Genomic DNA, 11,583 nt, shown 5'->3' with positions numbered 1-11,583 from the left:
AATAATCTCGTCTGAAGTTGCATAACTCAGGCGGATGTAACCATCAGCACCAAAGGCGTGACCCGATACGACCGCCACATTTTCCTGCTCCAATAAGCGAGCTGAGAACTCTTCCGAGGATAAACCAAAGGAAGATACCTTGGGGAATAAATAAAAGGCTCCCTGTGATCGTAAGCATTCAATACCCGGGATGGCATTCAATCCATCGAGCAAGAGAAGCCGGCGGCGGTCAAAATGTACAAGCATATCCTGGACAGCCTGCATCGATTGATCCCAGTTTTGTACTGCCGCTAATGCTCCGTATTGAGCAAAGGTAGTTGCATTGGAAGAAGTCTGGCTCTGTAGGTTGGCCACAGCCTTGGCTATGGTAGGGTTGGCCACCAAGGTACCAAGTCTCCAACCAGTCATGGAAAAGGTCTTACTGAATCCAGAGACTGTAATTACACGATCCCGGGCTTCATCAGAAAAAGATGCAGGGCGATGGTGAACTGAACCGTCGTAAAGTAAATACTCATAAATCTCATCAGACATGACCAATATGTCCTTGCGAATGGCCAGATCAAGAATCGCTTCCATTTCCGATCGATCATACAAACAACCAGTTGGATTGGATGGGCTATTTAGAATTAATAATTTAGTTGCAGGAGTAAGAGCCTCTTCGATTTGTTCGGGTGTAATCTTAAAACCTTGATCATCCCCGGCTAAAACAATTTTTGGGGTGGCTCCGGCAAGCTTTGCCATCTCGGGATAACTAACCCAATATGGGGCTGGAATCAGAACCTCGTCTCCGGGGCCACAGGTGGCAAGAATCGCGAGGTAACAAGAATATTTACCACCTGGACTAACCACGATCTGTGCAGGATTGGCTTCGGCGATAACGCCGTTTTGATGGTATTGATCAGCCAAGGCCTGGCGTAGTTCAGGAAGGCCAGGAGCAGCTGCATATTTAGTTTTGCCGTCGATAAGGGCTTGGGCACAAGCATCCTTGATAAATTGTGGAGTGTCAAAGTCTGGCTCTCCGGCTCCAAATCCGCAAACGTCGTGCCCGGCAGCCTTAAGGGCCTTGGCTTTGGCATCAACTGCCAGCGTGGGAGAAGGGGCGATATTTTTTGCCCAAGAAGATAAATAATCCGAACTCATGATTGTTGTGGAAGAGAAAAAATGGAAAGCTCAAATCGAGCAAGATGATTTAGTGTAAAAGTTTCTTTTTTAAATGGAATCCAGGCTAATGGAAGATAAGCCAAGGGGTTGAGACAAACCGGAAGGTTGAAAAGCAGAGACCGGCAGGTCGAGGTCATGGGCAACCGCCTGCAATTCAAAACGTGTGCGGGACTTGGAATCACGATCTTTCACATCAATCGATTTTACAACCCATCGGTTATTTACTTTCTTAAAACTTTGAAGGGAAAATATTCGGGCAGGCAGAATGCCCCCGTCCATATGCTCGATTCTTAAAGGAGCATCATAAGCATCATCCAGAGCAAGCCTAACCGACTCAAGTGACGAACTGTATGGATTACCCTTATTGGAAGGAGTAAAAACAAAGAGGTGTGCAGGGCGGCCACAAACCCGACCGGATTTTTGATATTCAAAAGGCCAACTCACAAAGGGCATTAAGAGATCGAAAGGAGAATGATTTATTCCATCTATCCATGGAGTACGCCAATTCTCAGAAGTAAGTTTCTGAGCATTTTGGTTACCCCTAGTCCATTTCCAGGCTTTAGAACCGTTAAGATCGCGGATCAATAAAAAAGAAGACAAAGGATTTAAGTCCTGAGAACTGGTAATTAGGTCGATGCGAAAAGTAGGCGAATGTGGGGATAGCCCGGATAAAAACCCATGACGTTTTTCTGGCACACCTGCTTGAGGGTAGTGAGCAAACTGGAAACGGTATGAGTATGCCTGATGGAAACTTTTTTTAGGTAATCCAAAAAAACTAAGCTTAAATTGTTTGAGTCTATCCTCAGCCTGTTCAACATCTAAAACAGGAGCAAAACCGCGAGCAGGAAAGTTAGCTTTTGCGAAACCGAATGAGCTTAAAAGGTTAAACCCAAGAACAAAAATAAAATAGCGAGAATGTAATCTCACTATATCTCCTGACAAGTTTGTTAAAAAAGACTAGGGTGCAGGAGTACCCTCAGCAGCAGGAACCTCAGGTACGGGAGTTGTTGGCAAATTATCAGGAACCGCTACTTCTTCGCTAAGATCGTTAGTTTCCGATTCAGGTAATTGAAGATCGTTTGGAAGAACGGACGGTGCGACGCTACCTGAGCGCAAAAGTTCATCTCCGGAACCTGCTTCGCTTTGGTACAGAGCATACAGACCAAATGAAAGAATGAAGAAAAACAATATTGCCCAAACCGTGAGTTTAGACAATTGAGCAGCAGATCCAGCTCCCAGATATTGATCTGCAGTTCCTCCGCCAAGGGCCGAGCCCATACCTCCGGAAGTACGCTGAATCAAAATCAAAAGCACGACGGCTAAGCATAAAAGAATCAAAAGTGTTGTTAAGAATACGATCATATCAAGATAAAAAGTAACGCCTCAAAATGAAGCAATACCCTTAAAAGGCAACCCCCTTTCCTAAGACTAAAAAACAGTAGTAGTTAGAACTAAACCTCAAATTTGGTGAGCAAAGTACGAAGGTCGCTTTCATCCTTAAATGAAAAGGATATTACACCCTTTCCGGTAGCCGTAGACTTGATCTTAACCTTTCGCCCGGTCGTCCGAGCAGTAACCTTGGAAAGTTCCTCATAGTGAACCGAAGAGGAGTTCTTTCTTTGCAAAGGAGCACCTGTTTGAACTAGTCCCCTAGATAAAGCATCTTCAGTTTGCCTGACCGTCCAACCTTCCAAGACAGCTTGTTGACCAATAGATAATCGATGTTTCGGATCTTCTATACTGAGTAAAACCTTAGCATGACCGACCGATAATTCCCCTTCAGCCAATAATCTCTTCAATTCACCATCTAATTGTAATAGGCGCATAAGGTTGGTGATATGGGTCCGGCTTTTTCCCATGCGCTCTGCCACTTCTGCCTGAGTAAGATTGAAATCAGAAACGAGTGATTGATATCCCAATGCTTCCTCAACGGGATTGAGTTCTTCACGTTGTAAATTTTCAATCAGGGAAAGACTGGCAGAAGAAAGATCACTGGCATCGAGCAACCGAGCCAAAATGGTGGGTTTTTCCAGATATTGATGAGCCCGCCAACGACGCTCCCCGGCAATCAATTCATAGCCCTTATTAGTGGGGCGAACCACGATGGGTTGAAGGAGGCCTTCTGATTCGATACTCGCCGCCAAATCCCTAATCGCTTCAGGGTCAATGACCTTGCGAGGTTGATGTGGATTGGGAACTACTTGGTCAATGGCAAGTTCCTGCAACTGATTGCTTACCTGCTCAACCTTAGGTTCCGGTGGAGTAATTGTTACTTCTTCAGTTACCAAAACCTTTTCGGGAACAGGTTTGGAAACTGGGAGAACGGGTTCCTGGGAAATGGCAGCCCCCACCCCACCACCAGCAATTAAACTACCAAGTCCGCGCCCTAATCTACGAGTTGGTGTATTCATATATTTTAATATTATTATTTTTGTGGAACAAACAATTCACGCCCAACAAATACTTTGGTCGGGTCCGCAATTTGGTTGGCATCAATAATCCAGGATACCTTGGACTTGTATTTTTGAGCAATGCTACTAACCGTCTCTCCCTTCTCGACCTTATGCACAAATCCATTCTTTGGATAATCGCTTGAGAATGTAGGCACTTTGGAATCATTGGATGTACTAGCAGATGCCGAAACTTGTTCAAACCCACGATTCATTTGCTCAATAATTTGTTGGAATTTCTTGTTCAGCTCATTCTGCGTAGAAACACGGGCTCTTTCGCTCTGCTTAAGAGCGAGTTCTAGGCCTTGTAAACGATTTTGCATTTCCAAAACGAGGGGACTCTCAGTCCCTTGGACCTTTCTCCTAGATCGATCAGCTTGATCCATGGCTATTCTTAACTGGGCATTTTCACGCCTGAGCATTTCCACTTCACTGCGTAGACCCGTGACTTCACGATTAACCAATTCTAAATCCTGTTTGATATTGGCCAACAAAATCTTTGCATTTTCCTGAGCAAAAGATGCAACAGATGAGCAAACAAACAAAGATACACCGCACACAAAAGCCAAAGGCCTTTTCTTTCCCATCATAAACTCCACACCTTTAAAGTAAGTACCTGTGGATGAGAATCAAGAAATCTTTTACTTAAAATATATCTTAGAGAAATTAACTCACGAGTTTCCGAGATTCAGAGGGTAAAGAAAATAAAATATTGGAGAGTAAAGAATAACCCCGCAAAAAATCGGAAACGGCGAGCATTTTACCTCCTGGTTTTTGCAACTCGCTGATGCTAATCGCACCCGAACCTGTACCGATGATTAAAGAATCAACAGCTTCCGTATACCTCTGCCCAGGCTTCAAATTAAAATCCCTCAAATCTTTTTCCATTCTGCCCACCCGTAGGATCGTTTCCCCATCTAAAAAATAGGAGCCCGGCCAACCGGTAAATGCGCGACTTCGACAAACCAATTCATCCGCAGTCAAAGAAAAATCTATTCTTCCATCCCCTTTGGTTAATTTTCTGCAATAAGTGGCATCTTTCTCTACCTGTTCAACTTTTTGAAAATTTCTAGATATTAAAGTCGGCAAAGATCGATTCATCAAAGAGATACAAGCCTTTGCGATTTTTTCACGTGCAGAAATTCCTGTATCCTCGGATGTAATATATATGCTCTCTGAATCAATAATAGGACCGGCATCCATTTGCGGAATGACTTGCATCAATGTAACCCCAGTTGTGTCCTCCCCCATGGCAATAGATGTTTCGATCGGGGATGCACCCCGATATTTAGGCAGAAGTGAAGCATGTAAATTAAAACATCCTAACGGGGCTGCGTCTAAGAGTGCTTGCTTGAGAATATGTCCGTAGGCCATTACCAAAATAAGGTCCACCCCTAGCCCATTTAACCATGTTACTTCTTCTATGCCTGGTTTATGAGGGTCTCTAACTGGAATCGAGGATTTGATTGCCCATTGTTTAATGGGATTCGACTGTAGAGTTCGTCCACGCCCTGATCGTCGGTCAGGTTGAGTTAGTACAGCGGAGATTTCAACAATATCCAAAGAGTTGCTCATAGCTTGCAAGCAAGGCAGAGCGATTTCATCAGATCCAAAAAAGGCAATCTTTACGGGCTTATTCATCAATGCAAAGCACCAACCCTATCAAGGTTTTAAACGCTCGTCAAAATTGCTTATTGGCACAAAAAAAGCCGTATTAAAATAAACGGCCTTCATGGAAATAAAAAAACTAGTTAAATAAGTTCTGAATTTACGCTGATTTTTTTTCGTCTTGGTAGCGAGCCTCTTTTCCGGCGAGAGAAAATTTTAGAGGACATCCAGATAAACCAAACTTTTTTTGGATTCCTTTTTCGAGGTAGCGACGATACGGCTCGTCCAATTTATGTTCCTGATTGCAAAATAATTTGATTCTAAAAGGTCTTTTGTCCACTTGGACGGCGTAAAAAATCTTAAACCTTTTTCCACCAACCTTAGCTGGAGGCCGGTGTTCGAACATGTCCGAGATTAATTTGTTAAGTGCTGATGTAGAAATAGCTTTTTCCATACGGGCGTCCAAATCACGAGCGACTTGTAAAAAATCCTGCATCGCGTAGCCGGACTTGGCAGAAACAAAACAAATCGGTGAATCCGGAAGGAAAAACATCTCCTTCCGTACCGATTGCAGGTAGGCTTTGCGAAAGGCGTGCTCGTCTTCATAACCAGGCAAGGGATCTTTTCGGAAACCATCCAACGCCAAGTCCCATTTGTTAACCAAAATGGCTAGAGCTTTTCCTTCTTGAAGTGCATGGTCAGCGAGAATCTTGTCTTGCTTAGTCACCCCTTCCCTAGCATCGAGCACAAGAAAAACGACATCCACTTCTTCTATCGCATGCTTGGTGCGGACAGAAGAGAAATAATCAAGCGAAGAATCGACCCGTTTTTTACGCTTCAGGCCCGCGGTATCAAATAAGCGAAATTTCCAAGGGTCTTCGCTCCCTTCGGATCGGTAATCAAGATCGAGTTCAACCGTTTCACGAGTAGTCCCAGGAACATCGCTCACAATTAATCTTTCCATGTTCAGCAAACGATTGCAAAGCGAGGATTTTCCCACATTGGGCCGACCAATGAAAGCGATGCGGGTGCGAAGAATATCCTGCTCGCCTGAAGGTAAAATTGGTGCGGGTAAAAGTTCCTGAAAAAGATCCATCAAACCATGAACTCCATGCCCATGTTCGGCAGATACTCCAACCTGACGCGAAAAGCCTAATCGCTTGAACTCTTCGAAGGAATAACCATCTTCAGGGTCATCCATTTTGTTTACGACGAGAATGGGATGCTTACCCATCTTGCGAAACTTTTGGGCTAGGGTTTGATCTAGAGGCAACGGTCCAGTGCGGGCATCCACAACAAAAAGGAGAAGGTCGGCAGCCCGTATAGCAAAATCGGCTTGCTCCTCAGTGGCATTCTGAATGTCAACCGGAGTCATTTCTGGAGTCATACCAATCCCACCAGTATCCATAAGCACATATCCTTGCGGACTGTCTGCCACCACCACATCACGGGTCACTCCCGGACGATCGTGCACAATAGATATACGCTTCTCCGCCAAACGATTGAATAATCGGCTTTTACCAACATTTGGTCGGCCCACAATGGCAATGCTTGAATTCACCAATTAAAAAAGAATTCGGACTATCACTTAGCCCGCGGCAGAAAAGGACTGTCCTTCTGCCCGTACTTGATCCGCGAATCGTTCCATCCGATTCGTAGCTTCAACTAACTTATCGTAGGAGGTAGAAAAGCTTGCTCTTATATGTCCCTTACCGTGAGGACCAAAGGCCGTACCAGGAACAACGGCAACTTCTGCCTCTCGCAATAGACGGTGACAAAATTCCACCTCATCAAGACCCGTACTATTTGAAACAGCAGGAAATGCATAAAAAGAACCACGGGGCAAGTGACAATCGAGCCCCATTTCATTAAACCTGCGAACTACAAAGTCTCTGCGTTTTGCATATTGATCGCGCATTTTGGCTACCTCTTCAGATCCATTGCGTAAGGCTTCGATGGCTGCTTCCTGACTCAGGATGGGTGCACACATCATGCAATACTGGTGAATTTTCATCATTGCTTCGATCAACCAATCCGGCCCGCAGGCAAATCCAACTCGAAAGCCTGTCATTGCAAAGGCTTTGGAAAACCCGTGAAGAAAAATGGTTCTTTCCTGCATACCTGGTAAGGCGGCTATACTTAAATGTTCACCCTCGTAAGTTAATTCGGCATATATTTCATCACTTATGACGATGAGGTCTTTTTCGACTGCAAACTTTGCCAATCTTTCCAACCTCTCACGATCAGCCGTTCCACCAGTCGGATTGGTAGGGAAATTGAGCATTAATATTTTGCAACCAGGCTGCCAGGCCTTTTCAAAAGCTTCAGGGTCGAGAGCAAATGAACTTTCAGGGTTTGTAGCTACCGGAATTGCTTCTCCAAAAGCCAGGGCAATGCTGGGGGCATAGGAAACATAACAAGGTTCATGATAAAGTACTTTGTCACCTGGGTTGATCAGAGCACGCAAAGCAATATCAATTGCCTCAGAAACTCCGACCGTTACCAAGACCTCGCTTTTGGGATCATAACCCGGACCAAAATGTTTTTCAACATAGGCGGATATTTCTTTCCTGAGCGAGAGAAGACCACGGTTATCGGTGTAGGATGTTTTCCCACGCTCAAGGGCAAAGATTGAAGATTCCCGAATTTTCCAGGGGGTTATAAAATCTGGTTCTCCGATGCCCAAAGAAATGGCTTGAGGCATTTCCGAAACAATCGCAAAAAAATCTCGAATTCCAGAACGGGGCAAGCCACGCACATGCTCAGCAATATAATCTTCAGGATTCATGAAAAAATTTAAGCGCTAACAGCTGGTTTTTCCGGATTTTCTCCTTCGTCGCTCAGAAGATGTCCGTGTTCCTTGTATGAACGAAGCAAAAAATGGGTGGCAGTGGAAAGCACCCCATCAATCGTGGCAAGCCTTTCGGAAACAAAGCTGGCCACGGAATGAAGGGTTTTTCCTTTTACGATAACCAAAAGATCGTATGCACCAGACATTAGATGGCATGCCTCGACTTCTTCAAACTTGGAAATCCGGTGAGCCAAACGATCAAATCCACCTTCTCTCTCTGGACTAATCTTTACTTCAATCACCGAACGAACTTCATTATTCTCTGCTTTGGTCGGATTAAGCAATGGAACCCAGCCAAGCAAAGAACCATTTGTACGCAAAGATTGAATCTCTGACTCCACCTCTTCGATCGAACGGCCCAAGATTTTAGCCAAAACCTCTGGGTTTGGATCTGCAGTTTCTTGAATGGTGCTAATAAGGTCGTTCATAGGAAAGTGCCTACACTATCAATTGTGAATAACTCGGTAAAGAAGCAAAGGCAGGCAAATTGTGTTTGGTTCATATGGAAACTTTTTCTTCAGCATACAGCAAATTTCTCTGTATCATCCATTTCCAAAAGAAGCATCAAAATCGCATTTAATCCAATAGAATGGGAAATTTCTCCCTTTTTAACAAGATCCTTAAGCTCGGTTAATGGATACAACTCAGTAATTAATTCTTCGTGTTGGTCAAAATTAAGTTCCGCCGTTTTTTTGGCATTTCTTACTAGCATAACATGGCAACGATTGGATAAAATGGCTGCATTTGGACGGACAACTCCAAGTAACTCCGGGTTTTCTCCCACATAGCCTGTTTCCTCTTGTAATTCACGAATACCCGCAATTAGAGGATCTTCATCTTTTTCAACCACCCCACCGGGCGGTTCGAGGGAATAATCATGAGTACCATAACGAAATTGACGAACGAGAATGAGTTCATTCTGCGGTGTGATCGCCAATACATTTACCCAGTCATTAGTGTTGAGAACAAAGAAATCTCCCTCCACCCCATCAGATCGTCTTTTCAATCGCTGTTTTCGTACTTCGAATATTCGACAATCAGAATGAAGTTCATCTGTTTGAAGATCCCATGGACTTGGTAGGTTTTTATTCTTCACAGCCTTAACTCCAACTTCACAAATTCCTCTAAATCAGAAAAAATAGGAACACCCATACTAGAGGCTCGAGCTTGGATATCTTCTACAATTGGCTTGCCTGAACGAACGAGTGCACCGCGAATACCTGCATCCAGTCCGGTTTGTGGATCGATCCATTTATCCCCAATGATCCAGCAATCCGCAGCTAAAAGGTCATATTTTTCAATCATTTCTTTTTCAAAAAGGGGGCATGGTTTTCGATAGCCACCAGTTTGACCAGGAGATTCAGGAGCAATACATACCTCGGTAAAAAAATCATCCGACCATTCAAATTCTTGGTGCATTCGAGCATTGCATGCATGAACATCTGACCAGTCATAATACCCACGGGCTATACCTGATTGATTGGTATGCATAAAAAGTAAATAGCCATGATTTTTTGCTTTTCGTAAGGCAGCCCCTGCACCATTGATTATTTTCAAGTGGTTTGGATCTTTTAGGTAATGAGCATCCTCGATCAAGGTACCATCCCGATCCAAAAACAAAGCCTTATTGCAAGGCATAACTATGAAGAAAGAGCGATAATTTCTTCTGGGGAAACATTTGCAGTTCCCACTTTACCAACCACTACTCCGGCCGCTAAATTGGCAAACCCTGCAGCCTGTTCGAACGACTGTCCGGCAACAAGAGCCATAGATAAGGAGGCAATTACCGTATCTCCAGCACCAGAGACATCAAAGACCTCGCGAGCGGCAGTGGGTATAGTGCATTCGACTTTTCCCTGCTTTGCAAGAAGCATACCCTCTCCTCCCAGAGTTACCGCGAGTAAGCGTGGAGAAAACTTATCAAAGATTTGGGTAACCACTTCTTCCTGCGGAAAAGGATCCCGGGTTTCCCGGGAAAGTCCGGCAAGTTCTAGGGCTTCCAAACGGTTGGGCGTTAAAAGATCGGGCATTGAATAATCAAGTAAACGGCTGGGCTTTGGATCGACCGCAAGGAAACTTGCATTCTCACGAACCAAGGCAAGGAGTTGATTAGTGACAAATCCCTTACCGTAATCTGAAACAATCACTACATCGGCCTGGCTGGCTTTTTCGCTAATCAAATTTCCAACTATGTTCAAATCAGGATGATATTGATCAATGGAAGATTCTCGATCTACCCGGCAGATTTGTTGATTTGAGGCAGTCACCCGTGATTTGCTTATAGTGGGAACCGAAGAAAAACGGAAAGATTGATCAACTTGGATTTCTTGGTTCCCCAAAATTTCGACCAACTCATCACCACGCTCATCCTGACCAAACCATCCGATTGCTTCCACATTGGCTCCCAGAGAGCGTAAATTAAGAGCTACATTGGCAGCCCCGCCGGCAACCGACCGTTCTTCTCGCACAGCTAATACAGGTACGGGTGCCTCAGGAGATATCCTGCTTACTTCGCCAATTATGTAACGATCGAGCATTACATCTCCAATCACTAATACGCGAAGGCTCTTGATCTGTTCGAGAAGATCTTTCATCAAATAGAATTATGAGTATGCGACTTTTTTGTCATCTGCCAATCGTCTTCCTCTTAGGAATAATCATATCCTGCAAGGAAAACTCCACACCTCCTAAAGTTGGCCAAGTCCAAGAAAAATATGATATTAAAATTGGTGACTGTCTACTGAAGTTGGAACTGGCAAAAACACCAGATGAAAGAGAGACCGGCTTGATGCACCGTGATAAATTAATTGCAGGCGAAGGAATGATTTTTGTTTTTGAAACTCCACAATCTCAAAGATTTTGGATGAAAAATACTCGGATCCCCTTGGATATTGGATATTTTTCTGCTGACGGAAGATTATTGGAACTACACCGTGGACGCCCTTACGATTTGTCAGGCATGCCCTCCAAGTCCAATAATTTACAATTCGTGGTGGAACTTGGGATCGGAGAATTTAGCAGATTGGGTATAAAACTGGGAGACCGCATTGATTTACAGATGTTAGCCAAAGCAATATCTTACAGCGGTGGATTTCCACGCCATTATAACCTGCAAGGTTACGCTCGGTAACCGTTCGGATTTTTACTCTGCCAATGCCAAGCATCGGCAAGCATTTCTTCCAAAGTTTTTATCGTCTTCCAACCGAGTATTTTTTCGGCATGGGAAGGATCTGCCCAAGCCTCGGTAACATCACCCGGGCGGCGGTCGGCAAGCTCGTATGGAATTTTTGTTCCAGTCGCTTTTTCGAAAGCAGAAATTACTTCGAGCACGCTGGACCCTCGACCAGTGCCAAGGTTGCAAACCAAGCCCTCCCCTCGTTGTTCAATCGCCTGCAAGGCTTTTAAATGAGCATTTGCTAAATCGACTACATGTAAATAATCACGGATGGCAGTTCCATCACGGGTCGGATAATCGCTTCCAAAAACTCTTAGCTTTTTGAGCTTACCTGAAGC

At 44.3% G+C, this 11,583-nt stretch carries 14 protein-coding genes; 1 reads left to right on the top strand and 13 read right to left on the bottom strand.

What is annotated here, in order from left to right; translation table 11 throughout:
- The 12 genes from ACKPQ4_RS02295 to ACKPQ4_RS02240 form a co-directional block, all read right to left on the bottom strand.
- Positions 1-1,140, bottom strand: a 1,140-nt coding sequence (locus ACKPQ4_RS02295) for a pyridoxal phosphate-dependent aminotransferase (protein ID WP_407679594.1), incomplete at its 3' end; no start/stop codon positions are given.
- 69 nt (positions 1,141-1,209) lie between these two features.
- Positions 1,210-2,088 (bottom strand): outer membrane lipoprotein-sorting protein, encoded by an 879-nt coding sequence (locus ACKPQ4_RS02290; RefSeq protein ID WP_407679593.1) that lies wholly within the window; start codon positions 2,086-2,088, stop codon positions 1,210-1,212.
- A 30-nt stretch (positions 2,089-2,118) separates the two neighbouring features.
- Positions 2,119-2,523, bottom strand: a complete 405-nt coding sequence (gene secG / locus ACKPQ4_RS02285) for a preprotein translocase subunit SecG (RefSeq protein ID WP_407679592.1) — start codon at positions 2,521-2,523, stop codon at positions 2,119-2,121.
- Positions 2,524-2,612: 89 nt separating this feature from the next.
- Positions 2,613-3,572, bottom strand: coding sequence for a ParB/RepB/Spo0J family partition protein (locus tag ACKPQ4_RS02280; protein WP_407679591.1), 960 nt, complete (start codon positions 3,570-3,572; stop codon positions 2,613-2,615).
- Positions 3,573-3,586: 14 nt separating this feature from the next.
- Complete coding sequence (locus ACKPQ4_RS02275) at positions 3,587-4,201, bottom strand: LysM peptidoglycan-binding domain-containing protein (protein ID WP_407679590.1); 615 nt, start codon at positions 4,199-4,201, stop codon at positions 3,587-3,589.
- Positions 4,202-4,277: 76 nt separating this feature from the next.
- Positions 4,278-5,252 carry a methionyl-tRNA formyltransferase gene (fmt, locus tag ACKPQ4_RS02270; protein ID WP_407679589.1) on the bottom strand — a complete coding sequence of 325 codons (975 nt, stop codon included), beginning with the start codon at positions 5,250-5,252 and terminating at the stop codon, positions 4,278-4,280.
- Between the two features lie 127 nt (positions 5,253-5,379).
- Entirely contained in the window at positions 5,380-6,780 is a 1,401-nt protein-coding gene (gene der / locus ACKPQ4_RS02265; protein WP_407679588.1) for a ribosome biogenesis GTPase Der, read from the bottom strand.
- A 27-nt stretch (positions 6,781-6,807) separates the two neighbouring features.
- On the bottom strand, positions 6,808-8,007 hold the full coding sequence (locus ACKPQ4_RS02260) for an aminotransferase class I/II-fold pyridoxal phosphate-dependent enzyme (RefSeq protein WP_407679587.1): 1,200 nt from the start codon (positions 8,005-8,007) through the stop codon (positions 6,808-6,810).
- A gap of 8 nt (positions 8,008-8,015) precedes the next feature.
- Positions 8,016-8,498, bottom strand: coding sequence for an Lrp/AsnC family transcriptional regulator (locus tag ACKPQ4_RS02255; protein WP_407679586.1), 483 nt, complete (start codon positions 8,496-8,498; stop codon positions 8,016-8,018).
- A gap of 89 nt (positions 8,499-8,587) precedes the next feature.
- Positions 8,588-9,076 (bottom strand): NUDIX hydrolase, encoded by a 489-nt coding sequence (locus tag ACKPQ4_RS02250; RefSeq protein WP_407679585.1) that lies wholly within the window; start codon positions 9,074-9,076, stop codon positions 8,588-8,590.
- Positions 9,077-9,162: 86 nt separating this feature from the next.
- Positions 9,163-9,708, bottom strand: a complete 546-nt coding sequence (locus ACKPQ4_RS02245; protein WP_407679584.1) for a D-glycero-alpha-D-manno-heptose-1,7-bisphosphate 7-phosphatase — start codon at positions 9,706-9,708, stop codon at positions 9,163-9,165.
- Positions 9,709-9,710: 2 nt separating this feature from the next.
- Entirely contained in the window at positions 9,711-10,664 is a 954-nt protein-coding gene (locus ACKPQ4_RS02240; protein ID WP_407679583.1) for a bifunctional heptose 7-phosphate kinase/heptose 1-phosphate adenyltransferase, read from the bottom strand.
- A 17-nt stretch (positions 10,665-10,681) separates the two neighbouring features.
- Here ACKPQ4_RS02240 and ACKPQ4_RS02235 point away from each other — a divergent pair, with 17 nt between their 5' ends.
- Positions 10,682-11,200, top strand: coding sequence for a DUF192 domain-containing protein (locus ACKPQ4_RS02235; protein ID WP_407679582.1), 519 nt, complete (start codon positions 10,682-10,684; stop codon positions 11,198-11,200).
- Here ACKPQ4_RS02235 and ACKPQ4_RS02230 read toward each other — a convergent pair.
- Positions 11,188-11,583 (bottom strand): GDP-mannose 4,6-dehydratase (locus ACKPQ4_RS02230; RefSeq protein WP_407679581.1); only part of this gene is annotated, 396 nt, incomplete at its 5' end. The two genes, ACKPQ4_RS02235 and ACKPQ4_RS02230, sit on opposite strands and share 13 nt — an antisense overlap.

This window comes from Candidatus Chordibacter forsetii (genome assembly GCF_964187505.1).
GTDB lineage: Bacteria > Verrucomicrobiota > Verrucomicrobiia > Opitutales > Seribacteraceae > Chordibacter > Chordibacter forsetii.
The sequence above is the reverse complement of the archived record's forward strand: the minus strand, read 5'-3'. Positions and strand labels throughout refer to the sequence as shown.